16 protein-coding genes are annotated in these 19,972 nt (G+C 55.5%); 9 read left to right on the forward strand and 7 right to left on the reverse strand.

All coding sequences use genetic code 11. The annotated features are described in order from the left end of the window. The first annotated feature begins 38 nt into the window (after positions 1 to 38). Positions 39 to 1,568: a PA14 domain-containing protein gene (locus tag CEE69_RS09000; protein WP_099260479.1), complete on the forward strand. Its 1,530-nt coding sequence runs from the start codon at positions 39 to 41 to the stop codon at positions 1,566 to 1,568. Between the two features lie 85 nt (positions 1,569 to 1,653). After that, complete coding sequence (locus CEE69_RS09005) at positions 1,654 to 2,352, forward strand: 3-keto-disaccharide hydrolase (RefSeq protein ID WP_099260341.1); 699 nt, start codon at positions 1,654 to 1,656, stop codon at positions 2,350 to 2,352. Between the two features lie 346 nt (positions 2,353 to 2,698). On the opposite strand, the gene fliG is transcribed toward CEE69_RS09005, so the two are convergent. The 4 genes from fliG to CEE69_RS09030 form a co-directional block, all read right to left on the reverse strand. After that, entirely contained in the window at positions 2,699 to 3,706 is a 1,008-nt protein-coding gene (fliG, locus tag CEE69_RS09015) for a flagellar motor switch protein FliG (RefSeq protein ID WP_099260343.1), read from the reverse strand. A gap of 180 nt (positions 3,707 to 3,886) precedes the next feature. Further along, the gene (locus CEE69_RS09020; protein WP_099260344.1) at positions 3,887 to 5,515 is read right to left on the reverse strand and encodes a Na+/H+ antiporter NhaC family protein; all 1,629 of its coding nucleotides are present in this window, start codon (positions 5,513 to 5,515) and stop codon (positions 3,887 to 3,889) included. A gap of 39 nt (positions 5,516 to 5,554) precedes the next feature. Further along, a complete protein-coding gene (locus CEE69_RS09025) occupies positions 5,555 to 7,780 on the reverse strand; it encodes a hypothetical protein (RefSeq protein ID WP_099260345.1) in 2,226 nt (741 codons plus the stop codon). Positions 7,781 to 7,836: 56 nt separating this feature from the next. Further along, positions 7,837 to 8,691: a TIM barrel protein gene (locus tag CEE69_RS09030; RefSeq protein WP_233215069.1), complete on the reverse strand. Its 855-nt coding sequence runs from the start codon at positions 8,689 to 8,691 to the stop codon at positions 7,837 to 7,839. 351 nt (positions 8,692 to 9,042) lie between these two features. On the opposite strand from CEE69_RS09030, the gene CEE69_RS09040 reads away from it, so the two are divergent. Further along, positions 9,043 to 9,318 carry a hypothetical protein gene (locus CEE69_RS09040; protein WP_099260347.1) on the forward strand — a complete coding sequence of 92 codons (276 nt, stop codon included), beginning with the start codon at positions 9,043 to 9,045 and terminating at the stop codon, positions 9,316 to 9,318. A gap of 74 nt (positions 9,319 to 9,392) precedes the next feature. Continuing rightward, positions 9,393 to 10,241 (forward strand): ParA family protein, encoded by an 849-nt coding sequence (locus CEE69_RS09045; RefSeq protein ID WP_099260348.1) that lies wholly within the window; start codon positions 9,393 to 9,395, stop codon positions 10,239 to 10,241. Positions 10,242 to 10,291: 50 nt separating this feature from the next. Here CEE69_RS09045 and CEE69_RS09050 read toward each other — a convergent pair whose 3' ends face one another. Both CEE69_RS09050 and CEE69_RS09055 read right to left on the reverse strand, forming a co-directional pair. Next, positions 10,292 to 10,843, reverse strand: coding sequence for a DUF6702 family protein (locus tag CEE69_RS09050; protein WP_233215070.1), 552 nt, complete (start codon positions 10,841 to 10,843; stop codon positions 10,292 to 10,294). Positions 10,844 to 10,881: 38 nt separating this feature from the next. Beyond that, the gene (locus CEE69_RS09055; RefSeq protein WP_099260350.1) at positions 10,882 to 13,551 is read right to left on the reverse strand and encodes a M1 family metallopeptidase; all 2,670 of its coding nucleotides are present in this window, start codon (positions 13,549 to 13,551) and stop codon (positions 10,882 to 10,884) included. A 367-nt stretch (positions 13,552 to 13,918) separates the two neighbouring features. Here CEE69_RS09055 and CEE69_RS09060 point away from each other — a divergent pair, with 367 nt between their 5' ends. Both CEE69_RS09060 and CEE69_RS09065 read left to right on the forward strand, forming a co-directional pair. Further along, positions 13,919 to 14,101: a Flp family type IVb pilin gene (locus CEE69_RS09060; protein ID WP_099260351.1), complete on the forward strand. Its 183-nt coding sequence runs from the start codon at positions 13,919 to 13,921 to the stop codon at positions 14,099 to 14,101. Between the two features lie 14 nt (positions 14,102 to 14,115). Continuing rightward, positions 14,116 to 14,628 carry a hypothetical protein gene (locus CEE69_RS09065; protein ID WP_099260352.1) on the forward strand — a complete coding sequence of 171 codons (513 nt, stop codon included), beginning with the start codon at positions 14,116 to 14,118 and terminating at the stop codon, positions 14,626 to 14,628. Between the two features lie 52 nt (positions 14,629 to 14,680). Here CEE69_RS09065 and CEE69_RS09070 read toward each other — a convergent pair whose 3' ends face one another. Next, positions 14,681 to 15,655 (reverse strand): uracil-DNA glycosylase, encoded by a 975-nt coding sequence (locus tag CEE69_RS09070; protein ID WP_099260353.1) that lies wholly within the window; start codon positions 15,653 to 15,655, stop codon positions 14,681 to 14,683. 90 nt (positions 15,656 to 15,745) lie between these two features. On the opposite strand from CEE69_RS09070, the gene der reads away from it, so the two are divergent. The 3 genes from der (at position 15,746) to CEE69_RS09085 (ending at position 19,931) form a co-directional block, all read left to right on the forward strand. After that, positions 15,746 to 17,110 carry a ribosome biogenesis GTPase Der gene (gene der, locus CEE69_RS09075; protein ID WP_099260354.1) on the forward strand — a complete coding sequence of 455 codons (1,365 nt, stop codon included), beginning with the start codon at positions 15,746 to 15,748 and terminating at the stop codon, positions 17,108 to 17,110. A 184-nt stretch (positions 17,111 to 17,294) separates the two neighbouring features. After that, the gene (locus tag CEE69_RS09080; RefSeq protein WP_099260355.1) at positions 17,295 to 17,744 is read left to right on the forward strand and encodes an NINE protein; all 450 of its coding nucleotides are present in this window, start codon (positions 17,295 to 17,297) and stop codon (positions 17,742 to 17,744) included. A 150-nt stretch (positions 17,745 to 17,894) separates the two neighbouring features. Beyond that, complete coding sequence (locus tag CEE69_RS09085; RefSeq protein WP_099260356.1) at positions 17,895 to 19,931, forward strand: alpha/beta hydrolase family protein; 2,037 nt, start codon at positions 17,895 to 17,897, stop codon at positions 19,929 to 19,931. Positions 19,932 to 19,972: the final 41 nt, after the last annotated feature.

Consider the following 19,972-nt stretch of genomic DNA (forward strand, 5'->3'; position numbering starts at 1 on the left):
TGGCTTTTGATCTCCACCGACCTGCGCCGCGAAAACTCATGCGACTTTTTTCGATTGTTCTCTGTGCATTTTTGACTTGGCAAACGTTTTCGCCATCGGTTTCGGCGGATGAACCGAAGAGGCTCGACCCGAGGTCTCCACGCTGGTCACCGCTGGTGGACGTCATTGCGAAGGTGGAGCCCGCGGTAGTCGGTTTGTTTCTAAGGGATGAGGAGACCGGCGGATTCAACTCCGGCAGTGGGACGATCATTGAATCGTCCGGGTATGTGTTGACCAACGATCATGTGTTGTCGAGCAACAGCGGCTACGTGGTTCTGGGCAAAGTTGCTGGCAAATTTGAGGTTGTTGGCAGAATGCCCGAAAAGGACATAGCTATCGTTCGCCTGTTGCACGTGAAGGGTCGCTTGCCGACCGTTCCTTTGGGACGCAGCAACGATGTGCACAATGGCGAAGCGGTCGTCGTGGCGGGCAACCCTGGTGGTCGCGGAATAACGATCACCTCAGGAATCGTCAGTTCAAAAAAGACGTACCTGGACATGCCCAACGCTCTGATCGCGACGAACTACAACCTGCTCGCACGTGACGATTTCTTGCGGTTCGATGCGGCCAGCAATCGCGGAAACTCAGGCGGTCCACTCGTGAACATGGAAGGCAAGATCATTGGCATCGTTTCTCGCGTGAACCCGGAAGAGCAGAACGCCGGATTTGCGATTCCAATCGATCGTGTTCGCAAATTGCTTGGTCGAATTGTTGAACCGGAACTGCGACACGATCGATGGGTTGGCATCTCACTCAATCCGCTTGCCGAGGCAGCCGTTGTCGCCACGGTCGAAGAAGGTTCACCAGCTGCAACAGCGGGGGTACTTGCCGGTGATGTGATTGAGATGGTGGCAGGTAGCCGTGTTCGCAATGCGGCTCAATACACGCTGGTGTTGGATCAAGTGCTCAGAGAATCGGAAGAGGTTGAGTTGCTGGCGAGCAGACGCGGATCAGCGATCCCGGTTTCGCTGCAGACCGTTGCGGTGCCTCGGCTGCAAGGCATCGAGCTGGATGAGCATGAACCTGGTCTGGACTATCGAATGTACCTGGGCAAGTTCAAAAAGTTGCCCGAGTTTGAAGAGATGGAAGTTGCAAGATCAGGGCAAGTGGATTCGCTGAACTTAGAGGAGATCCAGGCTGATCAGCGAGACGATTTTGCGTTGAGGATCGACGCGATGTTCCGCGTGCCGGAGGAAGGTTTGTATCGATTCCAAATCACATCCGACGATGGGAGTCGGGTTTTCCTGCATGACAAACTTTTCTTGGATCACGATGGCAACCATCCCCCCATGACGGTCAGCCGATTGGTTCGAGCCGGCGCCGGTTTGCATCCGATCCGCATCGAGTATTTCGAAGGTGGAGGCGCACAAACGTTGACGGTGGGGCTGACACGCCTAGACGTTTCAAAAGACGTCGACGGCGATGACACGGATCCCGAAACGGAACGAACTCCAGTCGAAATGCAGTTCTTTCGCGTGCCGGCCTCAGACCCTGAGTCGAAACCCACATCGGGAGCTCCGAGCGAGTAAAATCTTCGCCTGCTGCTTTGGTTGGCAGCGCGGCGGTTGTTCCAGCCTGTTTCCCCCACCTCACTTTCCTACCTGCGAATTGCTGATGAAAACGTATTTCTTTGCTGCTGTCACACTGTGTGTTTCGACACTTCTTGCCCATTCACCCGCCGCAATGGCGGAGGACGCCGCCAAGACCGGAAAGTGGGAAACACTTTTCGACGGCAGCAACTTGGATGCTTGGCGCGAATACAACCGCGAATCGGTGACGACCGGTTGGAAGATTGATGGCGATGCGTTGACGTGCATCTCACGCAAAGATCAAGGCGAAGGTGCTCGCGGCGAAAACTTGATTACAAAAGAAAAGTATGCAGCGTTTGAGCTGGAACTCGATTTCAAAGTCACCCCCGCAGCGAACAGCGGTGTGATGTTCCATGTCGTCGAAACAAAGAAGCCGCCTTACTACACCGGACCTGAGATTCAGATCCAGGATCACAAGGGCGGCCACGATCCACAAAAATGTGGATGGTTGTATCAGCTGTATCCCGCGGAAACGGATTCAACCAAACCCGCCGGCGAGTGGAATCACTTGCGAGTGCTGATCACACCTGCGAAGTGCCAGATTGAAGTCAACGGTGTTCTCTACAGTGAGTTCGTCAAAGGCAGCGATGATTGGAACGAACGTGTTGCCAAGTCAAAGTTTGGCAAGTGGGAAGGCTTTGGCGAACCCACAAACGGTCACATTTGCTTGCAAGATCACAACGACGAAGTTTCGTATCGCAACATTCGCGTTCGGCGTCTGTAGGTCGTAACTGACAGCGAGCGGATGGCTTCCCCTAATGTGAAACGATCCGCGTGAAACACGCTGGGGCAAAGGGAAGGGCCATGGTGAAGCCCTCCCTGCCTCACCATGGCCCTATCATTGCTGGAACGATTTGGCACCGATCGTTCCACCCTCCCAATCCATGGTACAAGGAGTATCGGACCGCACCGGTCAAATGCTTCAATCGATTTGGTGAGGTGAACCCGTTTTTTCTGGCGGGGCGCATCTTCCTTTGGCAAAGCAACCGTTTTTGTATCTTTTCGATGCGGTTTGCCGCGAAGGAAGGCTCGGTTCTAAACGAGTCTTCCGGTTGCAAGAACAGGTGACGTCAGGTGACGTACTCTTCTTCGGCTTCGCCGGTTGGGCGTGAGATTTCGCCGGTGTCCTCGAGATGCCGGACGATGTCGACAATTTTTTGCTGGACAGCTTCGACTTCGCTGATGCGAACACTGCCCAAGTACCCCATTTCTTCCTGCAAATTCTCGGCCGCTCGCGAACTCATGTTTCGCAGCACTTTCTGTTGCAGCCCCTCGCTGGCGCCCTTCAGCGCCATCGCCCACTGAGCCGTTTCGACATTCTTCAGCAACGCTTGGATATCGCGATCACCAAGTTTGGAAATATCCTCAAAGACGAACATCAATCGTCGAATGTCTTCGGATAGCTCGGGATCTTCGCGACCCAGTGATTCCATGATGGTTCTCTCGATGGCACGTTCGACCACGTTGAGGATCTCCGCGACGCTTTCGACGCCACCGGTGTTGCTGTGTTGTTGGTTGACCATGTTGCTGAGGCGAAGTTCTAGGCCACGTTCAAGTTCGGAAACCGCCGCAGGGCTGGTTCGCCCGATCGACGCGATGCGCCGGATGACTTCCAGCTGTTTCACGGGATCGAGTCCGGCCAGCACTTCCGCGGCGTAGGACGAGGGAACGTGCGAAAGCAGCAGAGCAATCGTTTGCGGGTGTTCTTCCCCGATGAATTGCAGCAGAGTTTGCGTGTCGACCTTTTTGACAAAGCCGAACGGCATCGCATCGATGGTTTGTTGCAGGTTGCCGATCAGTTCTCCGGCATCCCGCCCCAACGCTTCTTTGATCAGTTCCTTGGCTCGTTCCAGGCCACCTGGGCTGGCGTAGATCGAGCTCGCTTTGCTGGTCAGGAACTCAGCGATCACGACTTCTTGTTCGTCGCCACCGACCGAGTCGATCTGCGCGATTTTGATGCTGATCGTTTCGATCAATCGCGGCGGAAGTTGACCGAGGACCTTTGCCGCGACCTTCGTGGGAAGGCTCATCAGCAAGATTGCCGCTTTCGTCAATCCGCGATCGTCAGCGATACTCATGGTCGACGAACTATTCACTTCGTTGAGAAACCTGCCATGCAAATGAGAGGAAGCACCGCATGAGTGAGCACTTCACGTATCTTTCATCGGCAATCCAAAGGGCAGGCTCAACCGAACGCCGAAGAGGGAGGCGTCGTGCCGAATTAGGATCGGGATATCTGGCAGAACCAGCAAACTCGGCTAGGGTGCTGCGGTTTGGGGAGGTTTGCCGAGCACGCGAACGATCAACCAGAGCACCGTCGCGGAGATCAGCAGACTGATCCAAGGCGAGATGCCCCAGGATGCAGGCAGTGTCCCAAAAAGAATACACGTGACGCCGACCACCAACGCGTAAGGCATTTGTGTTCGCACGTGCAGCACGTGATTGCAATCACAAGCTCGGCTGGACAACACCGTCGTATCGGATAGCGGGGAGCAATGATCACCGAAGATCGCCCCGGCGAGCACGCTGCTGAACGTGGCGAGGCAGATCGGCGACATCGCGAGAGACGCATTCGCTGCCGTTGACAAGCCCGACGAGGAAACAGCGTCCGCTGTACCCAGAAGAGCTTGTTGCAGATTGATTGATAGCGCAACGGCCAGCGGGGTCAGAATCGCCATGGTGCCCCAACTGGTTCCGGTGGCGAATGCAATGAAGGCGGCCAACAGAAACACGCAGGTGGGAAGCCATTCGACGGGGAGACGTTCATCCAGAATCGACGCGAGATAGCCTCCCGTGTCGAGTTGGTCCGCCCCGGTCAGCGACGACAGTCCCCATGCCAACCAAAGCACCGCCATCGCTGGCAACATTTGCAGCATGCCTTGCAATGATCCCATGACAACCAACTCCCACGACACTTTGCTCAGAAGCATGGCGAGCGTCCCAGCGACGAACAGCCCCGCCCCACCGCCAACGACAAGTGCTAGATAAGAATTTCCATTCCCGATGACGTGCCCAAAGGTTTGCCAGGTCGACATCTCGCCTTCCATCGGTTCCTGCAGTCCCGTCCAGACCAGAACACCGCTGATCACAATCAAGCACACGACAATCGGCATGACCGAGGCAAGCGTATCTCGCCACGATGTGGATGACGAAGAAAGATGATGATTGATTGGCTGTCTCGCCGCGGCGTTTTCTTCCGCCCACATTGGCCCGAAGTCTCGTCCCGATCGAGCGATGACAAAGACAAACCACAATGCCAACAGCGGGTAGAAACGATAGGGAAGGCTATGCAAGAAGACTGAAAAGGTCATGTTCGTCGCTTCGATTCCGGCGTCAATGAGGCCGGTCTGCAAGTAGCTGAGTTCGGTTGCGACCCAGGTGCTCACAAGCGTCAGCCCCGCGACGGGAGCGGCCGTGGAATCAACCAGATAGGCCAGCTTGGCTCTCGAGATCCCGTACCGCTGCGCCGTGGTTCGCATCGTTCCGCCGACCAGCAGTGTGTTGGCGTAGTCGTCAAAGAAGATCAACAATCCAGTGAAGCCGATCAGTGTTTGCCCACCGCGGCGAGTGGACACGCGACGAGTCCATCCGGAAATCATCCGGGCCATGCTGCCAGCGGACTCCAGCACGCCCACCATTCCGCCCAAAAGCAATGTGAAGGCGAGGACGTGAAGGTGATCCATGTCGCGAACGGACTGTTCAATCGTCACGACAAATTGGGTTGTCGCTCGAACGACCGATTCCAAGGGGCCGGGGCTTTCGCGAGACGACAACAACAAGGTGCCAACAAAAATACCGATCGCGAGAGGAAGCAAAACGCGGCGGGTGAGCAGAGCCAAGATGATCGCGACGGCGGGCGGAAATAACGATTCGATGCCGTCGAACATACTGGGTTCCGTCAGGGAAATTCAGGGCGGCTGAGACGGCTATCGCAACCGCGACAAGCGGACGGGAGCGGACAAGCTTTGTGCGGCCGCGGCTTCCGATAAGCTGGCGGTCATGTAGCTCGGAAGCAATTCGATGATTTCGGCTCTCTCGTTTGCAAACGATTCCAAGCCATCCAACAAGTCCAACGCGTGCAAGCGAATGGAAGCGGCATCGCGACCATCATATCGGCCAGCGATCTTTGACCACCTGACCCCGAGCTTTCCTCGAGCTTGTGCCGCCGCGTCGTCTTGCGAGTCGCCAAATTCCTCACGCCACTGCATCTCCGCCTTTGACAACGATGACAGCCGTGAATCCGAAGCATTGCACATCAGCGACAGGCCGTCATCCCAGCGTCGAAGTTGCAAGCAAAGCGTTCGCCCCAACACACCAGCCGACGCCTCGGACTGCTCCATACGTGCTAATTCCGAATCGGTGGGCAGCGTCTTGATGGACGTCAGCAAGTCAGTCAGTTCGGTGCGTGACTGCTCGTTCGTTGCGAAGGCGACCAGTCTTTCGGCATCAAATCCAAACGATGTACACCATTGATTTTTGTTATTCAGTATCAATTGGTCCAGCAAACCGTTCGCACGAAGCAACAAGTGATTCAGGTGATCGGTGGTGGAAATCGTCAATCGACAATCTCGCCAGCTTTCGATCAGTTGCCGCACCATCGGATCAGACCAAGTCGATTGAACGTCGCCCGGCAATGATTGCCCGGTTGCTGCGGCGGTCAACGCGACCAGTTCCTCGGCACGTTGGCAAGTCATATCGACTGGTTCAACCAGCCAACTTGCCCGCAAGCTCAGATGCATTGCAGCGAGGTGCTCGAGAGATCCGTTGCCAGCCAGTTCGGCGATCAGCTCCCACTGGTCAATCAAGCCGGCCGCCTCGGTCAAACGAAACCGGCGAGTGACCCGCTCGGTCTCATCCCACAACTCCTGTGTTGCTTCGCTGATTTCCGCTTCGGTGAATCGTGGTTCGATCGGTTTGGGAACCGTTGTCGCAGCAACGCTAGATTCCGTCATCGCGACTTCAGCCACAACCGTCTCTTCACCGACAGGCTCGGATGTCTCGGCTCCTTCGGCCATTTCGTTCGCGAGTTCCACCACCGCCGGGCCGCTGGGTGAGACCGTTTCCATCGATTCTTCGACAGCCGTCTCGGCAACGTTTGTATCGAGACTTGGCTGTGGTTGATTCTCGGAGTTTTCGACAACGGCAGCATCCGCAATCACGGGCTCTGGTAGCGTTGACGTGCTCGGCATCTCATCCGAGACCGCTTCAGGGCGCGCCGCGTCTGTCTCGATCGTTGGAATTTCTACCGGCAGTGCCTCCACCAGTTCAGTTGGTTGCGTTGCGATCGTCGGTTGGTTGGCTTGTCGAGCTCCCAACCAGTACGCCAAATAAAACGTGGCGGAAAGACACAGAATGGAAAGTCCGACCAAGGTACGAACTTCCGACATCCAACGCTTCCATCGGCCACGCTGAGATCGCATTTCCTCGAGAACCAATTCGTTCTCGTTGCGCGGCGGCAAATCATCCAGCAACGACCGCTCGACGGAAGGCTGAACCCACTGACTGGTTAGATCGGTTGCGACTGCGACTGTTTTCGGGTCACTGGCATCGATCGCCAACTCAACCAATTGGTCGCGAGTGGCGGGAGGATGCCCGGGAACCAGGACGTTGTTTTGAATCGGTGACGATTGGTCGTCCGCTGCGAAAATGGTTTCTTGCGAGAACGCGGTGTGCGATACGCTCTCCATCTCAAGCGGAAGGATGCGTCCCAGCTGGACTTGTTGGTGGCGGTCGATTCGATACCGCGGGTCCATCACTCGGTAGGCCGACGTGATGACTCGAGCCAGATGACATTCATTGATCGTCGACGGCCTGCTGACCTGGACCGACGCGAGTGCACCGGCGCTGCGTTTGGTGGCCGTCCGGATGATGTGCAGACGACTTTCGTTGGTTCGAAGTCCCAATGTCGCGAAATGCAAGTCGTCTAGAAAATCGTTGGCCGAACTCGGATCTGGATGACAGTGGCGGACTTGGTCAAAGATCGAATCGTTGGATTGATCGTCTCCGTGGTCGCCTGCATCGTCCGATTCCGCGGTCGGCAATCCCGGTCGCGTCAATGCATCTCCATCCGCCGCGTCGCGATCCGAAACCGGATTCGCGTCGTCGATCGAAGCATCGATCGGTCGGTCGTTGGGGGGAGTGTTTTCGGACATGTGCGAAAGTGCGAACCGAATATCAGGTGAGATGTCCAGCGGCGGGAGTCCAAGAATCAGACGTTACACAACGTGAAGGCTTGGCGGAGAGAGGCGATCGGGTCCGGGTTGGTAGGAATGAATTCTTGGGCGAGGTAGCCAGTATAACCGGTCTCCTGAATTGCCCTGATGATAGGTGGATAGTTGATTTCTTGGTTAAAATCCAGCTCTCCCCGGCCTGGATTGCCGGCGGTGTGATAATGCCCCACAAATTCGTGATAACGGCGTAGTTGACGGATCACGTCCCCGTGCATGATTTGCACGTGATAAATGTCGAAAAGCAGTTTCATGGCTGGCGAATCGACCGCTCGGATCAAATCCACGCAGCGGTGGATATCATCGCCCCAGTATCCGGGGTGCCCTTTCATCGGATGGGAATCGTCGACGCTGTTGAGGTGTTCCAGCACGATCTGGATTCCGTTCTGCTCCGCGTAAGGTGCCACGCGTTTCCAACAGGACACGCAATTTCGGAAGGCGGCTTCTTCAGTGATGCCGGGTGTCCGCATTCCGGCGAAGGTGATGACGGAAGGAGCACCGAACTTCACCGCGAGGTCGATTCCGTGTCGAAGCGATTTCTCAACGGCTTGATGATTCGCAGGATCAAGCGGCCCCTTTTGGAATCCATGGCTGCCAACCAACGAGATCTCCAAACCCAATTCTCGAATCGCCGGATAGTGCTCTGCACCGACACCTTCGAGCGCCACGTAGCCAATCTTCTTCGCTTCGGCGGCCAACGTCATCACCGGCATCGGTTTGAAACACCAGCCCATAATGGATTGCCGAATGGAAGTCGTCGGCTGATCAGTCGTCGCGTTCTGAGCCCCCGTCGTCGCGTTGGTTGCTTCAGAGGAAGGCGGTGGTTGAGCGGGCATCGCAGAAGTCCGTCGCGTGGGGGAATTAAGTGGGAACTCACATCATGATCGCTTTGGACTGCACCCTTCAACAAGGAAAGTGATTGCGAAGTGAATCGCAGCGAGTTGATTGGACGGATGAGCGAGCGATTTGGTCCCGAAAACAGAGAAATTTGTGAGAGTTTTCGACATCGGGTTCAAGCTTTGTGATTCGCCCGCAAATTTCACTCAAGTTACCCAATCGGCACAGTCGATACTTCTTTCACGCGACGCCCTGGCGTCGAACCCGCTTGGCTTGTTACATCCTGATCATCGGGTTGCCAATCTTCGCGGCCATGCCAACCGAAACTCTCGTCAATGGAATGACTCTCTGTGACATCCCTCACCGCACGTCACCAATCGAAAACGGATTCCACCGACCTGAAGCAAGCTCGCCGCAATATGGAACTGGACCGAATGGCTGGATTGGGAACGCCCAAAACCGTTTCTCTTCCGCTGTCACAAGTGGCTCGATTGTTGATCGACGCCGCCCAGAGCAACCGAACTTGGCTGATGGATTTCGCAGATGACGTGGTACGAATCGACTCCGATTTGTACGAAGTCCTTCTGGCATACCAAGAATTGGGCAGCGACCTTCGCACCGCTTGATTGGTTGTCAGATTTGGATCGGATCCATCTACACGCACGACACTAACCATTTGTAACTCAGGAGCATTGCCATCATGCGATCAATCGCAGTCATCAATCAAAAAGGTGGTGTGGGCAAAACGACCAGCAGCGTCAATTTGGCCGCCGCTCTCGCTCGATCCGGTCGTCGCGTCTGTGTGATGGATTTGGATCCACAAGCCCACGCGTCATTGCACCTTGGAATCACCGCGATCGATGGAAGTGTTCCGTCGATGTACGAAGTTCTGTGCAGTGATGTATCGCTCTCAGAAGCTCGACAACAAGTCGGTGAAAACCTGTTCGTCGTCCCGTCCAACTTGGACTTGGCCGCCGCTGAAATGGAGTTGGCCGGTGAAGTTGGTCGCGAAATGATTTTGAGCGACAAGCTCGCCGACGACGAAGAAGACTTCGACTACTTGGTGTTGGATTGCCCGCCCAGCTTGGGCGTGCTCACGTTGAATGCTTTGGTCGCGGTCGAAGAAGTCTTTTTGCCGCTTCAGCCACACTTTTTGGCGCTGCACGGATTGTCGAAACTACTGCGAACGATCGAAGTCGTTTCGCGACGCATGAACAACAAACTGCGTCTCAGCGGAGTTGTGTTGTGCATGTACGATGCGAACACACGCCTGGCCGCCGAAGTCAGCACTGATATCGACGAATTCTTTGCCGCGTCGAAAGACGGCCGCGAATTTTTCACCGGTGCCAAGTTCTTTGACACTCGCATTCGTCGTAACATTCGATTGGCGGAAGCTCCCAGCTTTGGGCAGTCGATCTTCGATTACTCCAGCGACAGCAACGGAGCGGTTGACTACCAATCGCTCGCCGAAGAGGTACTGGCTCAAGAAACCGCCAGTGCTGGCAGATCGGCCAAGGCATCGCCTCAGAACGCACGAATGGCGGCTTGAGCCCGCCCGGAAACGTTTGCATTTTGGCCGACTGAACCGACCAATCGAGTTCAGTCAGGCCATTTCAACTCAGCAACCGGTTCTCGCGGTGTGATCACGGCGGAAACCGGGACTGGATGCCCCAGAATCACGAACGTGTTTTGAAACGCGTCGTGAGGTCCATGACCACTCGGGTGCACGGTGTTTCTAGCGGTGTCGACGAACAAATCACATCGCACATGGCTGGGCAGATTGATCTCGGTCTTGTCGGTTTTCGACACCGCGAATTCGGCGAACCACCACACGTGGATGCCTTCTTCTCGGCGGCCCACCCAGCGATACTTCGCAGCGTTTGCAAACGCCGGTGCGGGCAGGCACGCGTCGTCGTTGCCAAACGTCATGTGCCGACCAAACGCCAGTTGCTGCGGCTTCAACCGTGGAGCCGACTTTTCGCCGGCTGTCTCCTCTGTGCCGCGTTCGCGTGATTTTGAAAGAGCCACTTCGGCTTCCTTCATCAAGCGTTCTTCATCGGCAAGCGACAAGCGAAACGCAATTTCGATTCGCTTGGTCTCCTGATTCCACTGAAGTTCGCACAACGTCTCTTGGGTGGGATGCAGAAGCATCCCACTCAGAGCAAGCCAGCAAGTGGTGACAACCGCGATCATTCGTCAGACGCCTCCGCCGCGTCTGCATCGTTAGCTCCCTCACCTGCTTCCTTCGCGGGTTCTTCCTCCGACTCAGGTTTGGCTGGCTTCTCCTTGGCAGCTTCTTTCTTAGCCGATTTCGGTTCAGCTTCATCGCCTTCGTCCTTTGACTTCTTTTCCTCGCCCGACTTTTTGTCCTCGCCCGACTTCTTCGCGGCCTTTGCAGACGCTTCGTCTTTGGACGCGGCTTCCTTCTTTTCTTTCTCAGCCTTTTGCTTCTCTTCGGCCTTCTCTTTCTCGGCTGCCTTCCGCATTGGATTGCTGGATTTGCCGGATTGATACAGCTTGAAGCGGCTTGGTTCTAACTTGGGCGGCCAGTGGTTGTTGCCGCCATCGGTGTCGGCAATCTCTCGCTTGGGATCGATCTCCAGACGAACGATTTCTTTCTCGCTCAGGAACATTCGTTTCACTTCCTTGCTGTTCACACGCCAGATTTCGGCTGGCAACTGAACATCTTCCGAGGTGTTGTCGGCGTAGTGAATCCGCATGGGAACGGGCATCACCAACCCACCTTTGTTCGCCAGATGGACCACGTAGAACCGAGTCGTGCGACGAAGCATGGCACGTTGTTCGTCATCGAGTTTGTCCAAGAACTTCTGATAGTTCTTACGGTCGTTTTCCTCGACTTTGTCTTCGTCGTAGTCCGGTGCGTTGTAGAAATCCTTCAAACCCGGACGCCATTCAATACGACGTCGAAGCGGTAATGCACGATTTCGTTCGTCGGAAAGCGTGTCTTCCTGAGCATCCTTCTTTTTGCGTTTTCGCTCGGCGGCTTCGTCGGGATCGCCACTATCGATCAAATACAGTTCGATGCCTTCGATCGAGACATCGACGTGATCGGTGCTGTAGAACCAGCCTCGCCAGAACCAATCCAGATCTGTTCCCGATGCGTCTTCCATCGTTCGGAAGAAATCGCTCGGCGTTGGTCGTTTGAATTTCCAACGATTCGCGTATTGCGAGAACGCATAGTCGAATCGCTCCCGTCCCAAAACAGTTTCGCGAAGAATGTTCAGGGCGGTTGCCGGCTTGCCGTACGCGTTCGAACCGAACTGCAAAATCTCATCGCTGCTGGTCATGATCGGACGTTGATTGCTGCCTCGCATGTAGGGAACGATCTTTTCCGGCGGCCCACGTCGGGAAGGGTAATTGTCTTCCCACTCTTGTTCGGTCAGGTACTGAAGGAACGTGTTGAGCCCTTCGTCCATCCACGTCCATTGGCGTTCGTCGCTGTTGACGATCATGGGGAAGAAGTTGTGACCGACTTCGTGAATGATCACGCTGATCAATCCGTACTTGGTCGCTTTGCTGTACGTGCCGTCGTCCTCGGGACGGGGGCCATTGAAGCAAATCATCGGGTATTCCATCCCGTAGACCGGGCCGTTAACGCTGATCGCGACTTCGTAGGGGTATTCGAACGAGTACCGACCGTAGACTTCTAACGTGTGGGCGATCGATTCACTGCTGTACTGGCTCCACAACGGTTCGGCTTCGTTGGGGTAGTAAGACATCGCCAAAACGGTTTGGTCACCGACTTTGACTGGCATCGCATCCCAGATGAACTTGCGACTGGCGGCGAACGCAAAGTCACGAACGTTCTTGGCGGTGAAGTTCCATGTCGCACGTTCTTTGGATTTTGATTTCTCGTTCTCTTTGGCTTCTTCTGGCGTGACGATGAATTCAAGATCTTCGCCCTTCTTCATCTTCGCCAAACGCGTCTTCCATTCCGGTTTGAGAACGTCGTCGGTGTTTTTAAGCGTTCCTGTCGAAGCAACGACCATGTCAGCGGGTACGTCGATGCGGACGTCGTAGTCGCCTAACTCCAACGTAAATTCGCCAGAGCCTAAAAACTGATGATGCTGCCAACCGGTGTAGTCGGTGTAGGCCGCCATTCGTGGGAACCACTGGGCGACTTCGTAGATGTAGTTTTTGTCTTCTTCGAAAAACTCGTAACCACCGCGAGCACGGATGACTTTCGCATCGACGATGTTGTAGCTGTACTCAATCGCGAGCTGCGTTGACTTTCCGGGAGGAAGTGGTTCGGCCAAGTCCACTCGCATCATCGTGTCGACGATCAAGTGGTCGATTTCTTCGCCGCTTGGATTCGTCACAGCGCTGATCTTGTACCCGCCATCAAAGGCTTGCTGCGCTAACATGGTTTCGACGAACTTGAACGTCGCTTGCGAGCTGATTCGAGGCGCAGCCTTGCTGGTGATGGCGACCGAGTCGTTTTTAAATCGGTTCTGATCCAATTGGACCCACAGATAATCCAGCGTGTCCGGAGATTGATTGTGATAGGTGATTTCGCAGGTGCCACTCAGAGATTGATTCTCATCGTCCAGTGCGATGTCGATCTTGTAGTCGGCACGTTGTTGCCAGTACTGCGAACCCGGCGCACCTGAAGCGGTTCGATAAACATTTGGTGTTGGCAGCCATGGTTCCAGTGGATGGAACTTGTCCGTTGGGTCGCCGTGTTTTGGGTTGGGCAGAGGTTGTGCAGAGGCGTTGCTGGGAGCAAACACGGTTAGCATTCCAGCCAGTCCGACGGCCAAATAAACCATCGCGGCGGCGAAACGAGACTTGGATGCGGGAGCAGAAGCACGTGAAAGCAGGATCGATCGAAATCGCATCACTCAAAGACCTAGGGCGGCGAGGTACCAAGCTGGGATCAAACTGAATCCCCACAGGATACTTCGCCAGGAAACACGGTTTGTCCACGTCGCCGACTCAATTTCATTAGGGAGGTGATTCTCTCAGCAGCTTTCGATTGGCAAAGGCTCCAAACCCATGGATTCCTCGCATGAGGGGATCAATCTGCGCTGTTTGCTCTAGAGAATACGGAACAAACGTCACAAACCGAACGATCGGCATGAATTTCCGCTTCGGGGGCAAACCAATTCGATATGCCCGGCTCACCTGACAATGCCAGGCTAGGTTTTCGACAGAGTAGGAGCGTGATCCTACCGCATTGATTTGTAACCGAATGAAGTCCGTTCCATGTCCCAACGAACCTTCTTGCGATCGATCCAGCGATTCTTGCTCGAAGAAGATGGCCCGACCGCTGTTGAGTATGCCGTGATGTTGTCACTGATCATTGTGACAGCGTCGATTGGCATCAGCATTCTGGTCACCGAGACAAGCAATAGCTTGAACAATTCCTCCGATGCCATCGCCAACTGAATTGGATTGCCCCCATGAAAGCCAAGCGACCTCCACGTCCTCTACGTCAACAGTTGTTGATCGATAACGACGTGCAAGTAGCGTTGATCCTGCGTGCCGTTTTGTACGGAAGCGCATGTGTCATCTACTTTGTTGTGATTCAATTCTTCACGCAGTCCATGATTCATCCCGGTGTGAACACCGCGGATTTGTTCTTCTCATTGACTGACGAAGCGATGTACTGGGTGCCCGGGCTGTTGGTTCTGGGACCGCTGATGATCTATGACGTGTTGAAGGTCAGCAACCGATTTGCCGGTCCGATTTTCAGCATGCGTCGCGAAATGCAAAATTTGATTGACGGGAAAGAAGGTCGGAACATCACCTTCCGCACCGACGACCATTGGTCAACTCTGGCCATGCAGTTCAACAACATCCGCGAGGAACTGCTCGAACTGCGAGCCAAGATGGCTGACGAAGCCGAAGAAGAAGAGGAAGACGACAGCTGGATGGATGCGACTCCCGCAGACGACGCAGTTCCAGTGGGTTGATTCCAACGGGATCGATCCGCTCAGGCGTTTTCGATTTGGTCCCGTCGGGGAATTACGCTAAACCAGCGTCGCGCATCAACATCTGAAGGTCGGCCCACGCCGCCTTCTTCGCGTCCGGATTTCTCAGCAAGTAAGCCGGGTGATAAATCACCAGGACTTTGCTTTCGTGGTACTGATGAAACCGTTGTCGAAGCCGACCAATCGACAACTTGGTCTTCAGCAACGAGTGAGCACTGACCGCGCCGAGGCACACGATGTATTCGGGACGCAAAATCTGCAGTTGCTGCTCGAAGTAGTCGCGGCAATTGGCAAGTTCGGTCGGCTCCGGATTTCGGTTCTCTGGCGGCCGGCACTTGACCGTGTTGAGCAAGTAGATGTCTTCCCGCTGCAGCTTGCAGGCCTGAACCATTTTGTCCAGCAACTGCCCGGCACGACCGATGAAGGGACGCCCCTGCCGATCCTCATCGGCACCCGGTGCTTCGCCAAAGAACACGATTCTCGCGGCGGGATTCCCTTCACCGAAAACCGTTTGCGTTCGGCACTTGGCCAACAGTTCGCACTTGGTGCACCCCGCAACAACGGACGCCAAATTGACCAGCTCCGTTTCGCGTTCCGCAATCGGCAGGTTGCTGCCTGGGTACGGGTCGTCGCTGGCCGAAAACGATTCGACGGGTTTCAGCCGACCTTCGGGGGCCGGAGGCGGAGTTTTGACTTCGGGGCCAATTGAGGACTTGTTTGCTGGGGCTTTGGGTTGCAATTGGGCATCGGACGCTGCTGCGACGCCGGTCGACGGATCAGCAGAAACGGCTGGGCCAGCTGCTTGGATCCAACGTGAACTCCATGATTCGACCGATTCGGCGTTCGCTTGGGGGATGAACCGAACGCCGCCCCGCTGCAGGTGAGCCAGCAGTTCTCCCGCCGCTTCGAAAGTTTCGCCTGGGTCGAGGTCGTGTTCTGGAGAGGTCATGAGCAACTGAAGTGGCGTTTTCGCGTCAAAAAAACGGTCATTGCGGGAAAGTTCGAGCAAGGAAGGGATTCTTGAAATGCTCGACGCAGCTTACCATTGGCAGGTTACCACCGATTCGTCGATCCTTTTACCCTCTGTTCGATTTTTGTCATGCCTGTCCCTCAAGTCGCCATCGTCGGTCGCCCCAATGTCGGCAAGAGCAGCCTGTTCAACTGGCTCGCTCGCCGTCGGCTCGCCATCGTCGACAACTTCGAAGGCGTGACCCGCGACCGCATGACCACCCTGATCGAATCCGACGACCAGTTCTTTGAGCTGGTCGACACGGGCGGAATGGGGGTCGAAGACGCTGACGATCTGACCAGTGATGTGCGCCGGCAAATCGACATGGCCATCGCATCGGCTGATGTGATCCTGTTGGTTGTTGATGTTCAAACCGGCCTGATGCCTTTGGACGAAGAAGTCGTCGAGCGTCTCCGAGGAGTCGAACGTCCCGTGATCTTGGTTGCCAACAAAGCTGACCAGGAACACCAGGACATCCATGCTGACGAATTTCGTCGACTCGGACGAGGTCACTTGATCACCGTCAGTACGACGCAGAACCGTCACCGCGACGATCTGATTCAAGTCATCGTGGATCGACTGCCAGAGAAAGACGAAGACTTGGTCGCACCCGAGTCCTCGATGAAGATCGCGATCGTTGGACGCCGAAACGTCGGCAAGAGCACCTTCGTCAATACACTGGCAGAATCCGACCGGATGATCGTCAGCGAAGTGGCCGGAACGACGCGAGACAGTGTCGACGTCCGATTCGAAATCGACGGGCAGACGTTCTTGGCAATCGACACACCCGGTCTGCGAAAACGCAAATCAATTCGAACGGACTTGGACTTCTACGGAACCCACCGAGCCCAACGCAGCGTTCGACGTGCCGACGTCGTGCTGATGTTCTTTGATGCTCTTGAGAAGACCAGCAAAGTCGACAAGCAACTGGTGGGCTACATCATGGAGCATCACAAACCGGTGATCTTCGTGGTCAACAAATGGGACAAAGTTGATAAAGAAGTCCCGACCGAACGCTGGGTCAAATACCTGCGTCACCAATTCACGACTCTGTCCTACGCACCGATTGCCTTCATCACGGGGCAAACCGGACGCAACGTCAAAGCGGTGATGAACCACGCCGCGATGCTTTACAAGCAAGCCCAAAGTCGTGTGTCGACGGGGGAACTGAATCGTATTCTTCGAGCTGCGATCGACCAGCATCCACCAGCGATGTACCAAGGTCGTCGACCGAAGATTTTCTACGCCACGCAGGTTTCGACGGAACCGCCAACAGTTGTGGTGATGTGTAGCGATCCCAAAGCTCTGACCCACGACTACCAGCGATACCTGATTGGCTGGATGCGAGACCACCTGCCGTTCGGCGAGGTCCCGATCAAGCTCTACATGCAACAACGCAGCCGATCAGAAGCCAAAGCCGAACGCTCCGGCCAAGGTCGTTCGATGGATTCGTAGGACGCACCGTCGAGTCTTTTTGCTCGCGGCGATGAATCACTTTGTTTTGCAATGGTGAAGTGGCCTCGATTTCGGCGGCACAAAATGGCGCGCCACGTGCACCCGTGAATCGTGCCCTTTGAGGGGTAAGAACTCTGTCATCGCGACATTTCGCGATGCCCCCGTCCCACCTCAGCGTAGTGCCATGTCGACATCCCACGACCATTCCCAGCCGTCACCCTCGCCTGCTCAAGGCTACATGTCCGAGCCCGAAACGCATTCGATTGTCATCGGATACATCGTTTGGATTTTTGGTTTCTTCGGGGCGCATCGCTTTTACTACGGCAAGCAAATCAGTGGGACGATTTGGTTCTTCACGCTCGGGTTGGTTGGCATCGGCTGGCTAGTTGATTTGCTTTTGATTCCGGGAATGGACCGGCGTGCTCAACGGCGATACACGACGGGGCCGGTCGACTACACCATTGCGTGGATCTTGTTGACGTTTCTTGGCTTGTTCGGAATCCACCGGTTCTACCTTGAGAAATGGGTCACCGGAGTCCTCTATCTCCTGACCGGAGGTTTGTTCGGTGTGGGCTGGCTCTACGATCTTTGGACGCTGAACGAACAAGTCGACCAATACAACCGCCGGGCGTAGTTGGTAACGGACCGCGGCAGTGACGGGACTGAATCGCACGGGTCGAGTGAAAACCATTTACAATGCGTCCGAGCAGTGCTTGGACCATTCGTCAAATTGGACCGACCGCTCCCCGCCTCACCTCCCACCTTTCGCGATTGAGATCCACTCATGCGCCCCTCCCTTTTGGTTGCTCTCGCGACCGTTCTTTGTTGGTTGAATTGGATTTCAATTTCGTGCGGCCAGGCTCAGGAACCTCCGACTGACACGACCAACGGTGATCGCTTGGTGGCCGAATACTTCGAACTGCAAACCCAAGAGCTGAGCGAAAAGTCTCTGGCAGAAATTGAAACGCTGGAGGACTGGACGAGCCGGAGAGAGACTTATCGGCAACAGCTGCTCGACATGCTTGGGCTGGATCCGATGCCAGCCCGAAGCGAGCTGAACACCACCGTGACGGGGGAAGCTCGCAAAGATGACGTGGTCGTTGAGAAGCTGCACTTTCAGTCGATGCCGGGCTTGTACGTCACCGCGAATTTGTATCGCCCGGCGGAAGTCGACGAGCCTTTGCCGGCGGTCTTGTACGTCTGTGGTCATGGCCGCGTGGTCGAAGACGGAGTCAGCTACGGGAACAAGGTTTACTACCAGCACCACGGTGCCTGGTTCGCTCGCAACGGCTATGTGTGTTTGGTCATCGACACGATTCAGCTCGGCGAGATTGAAGGCATCCATCACGGGACCTACCGCGAAAAAATGTGGTGGTGGAACAATCGCGGCTACACCCCGGCCGGCGTGGAAGCCTGGAACTGCACGCGAGCGATTGACTTGCTGGAATCTCGTCCGGAAGTCGATCCGAAACGAATCGGCGTGACCGGACGTAGCGGCGGCGGAGCCTACTCGTGGTGGTTGGCCGCGATCGATGAACGCATCCAAGCGGCTATTCCGGTTGCCGGAATCACCAACCTACAAAACCATGTTGTGGATGGCTGCGTCAGCGGTCACTGTGACTGCATGTACATGGTCAACACCTACCGCTGGGACTTTCCGATCGTCGCGGCATTGGTGGCGCCACGTCCGCTGCTGATTTCCAACACCGATCGCGACTCCATCTTTCCGCTCGATGGCGTGGTCGATGTCCACGCCAAGGTTCGAAAGATTTACGAGCTTTACGGAGCGGACGAGAACCTAGGATTACAAATCACATCGGGGCCGCACCAAGACACCCAGGAACTGCGGATCCATGCTTTCCGATGGTTGAACCGCCACCTTCGCGGCGACGAATCGCTGATCGAGATGGCGGCAACGAAATTGTTCGAACCAGAGCAGTTGAAGGTGTTTGATCAACTGCCCGAAGATGAACGTGTGACGACGATTCACGAAACCTTCGTTCCAACTGCCACGCTCGATGGTGAACCCGATACGCCGGAGAAGTTGGCAACCGCCGCGAAGAATTGGAAGGAACAGTTACGTACGAAAACGTTTGCAGCTTGGCCGGAAGAGACTGCTTCGCCAGAACTGAATGTGGTGTCAAAAGTCCAACATGGCGACGCCCAAGTCACTTTCGCCGAGTACTCGAGCCAGACACCTTATCGCCTGCCGCTGATCGTCTGCCGCCCAATTCAAGACTCAACGAACGATCCGAAGGCCGAGCAAGCCGGCAAGAACAATCAGGTCGACGTGGTCGTCTTGGACCAAGCGAGATGGGAACGAGTTGCGTCTGGATTGGCAGTGGTGGCACCCGAGCGTTTCGCTGGCGTTCAACCGGACGCAGAAGTTTGGAAACGACTGACATCCCTCGGACGAACGACCGTGTGGGTTGCTCCTCGAGGCGTGGGGCCAACCGAGTGGTCTCGCGACGAGCGTGATCGGACTCACATTCGTCGTCGCTTCATGTTGTTGGGACAAACCGCTGCGGGAATGCAAATTTTCGATGTGGTCAGTGCGTTGAAGGCGTTGAACAACCAGCACAACAAGCTTGCTGTATCCGGTCCATGGAACCTGAAAGGAAGCGGTGACGCAGCGTTCCTTGCTCTGCATACTTCGCTGTGGTCGGATTCAATCGTCGAGCTTCAATTGACGGATCTGCCCGCGTCGAATCGTGAGTCACCCGACTTGCTCAACGTCAGCCGCATCGTTGACCTACCTCAGCTCGTTCAGATGGCGACCGGCCAAGTTTCAACGGTTGTCATCGATGGCATCACCAAGTGATCATGCGACAGCCATGCTGTCGATCGTGTAGGCTGAACGGA

Origin of the sequence: Rhodopirellula bahusiensis (assembly GCF_002727185.1) — a bacterium.
Lineage (GTDB): Bacteria > Planctomycetota > Planctomycetia > Pirellulales > Pirellulaceae > Rhodopirellula > Rhodopirellula bahusiensis.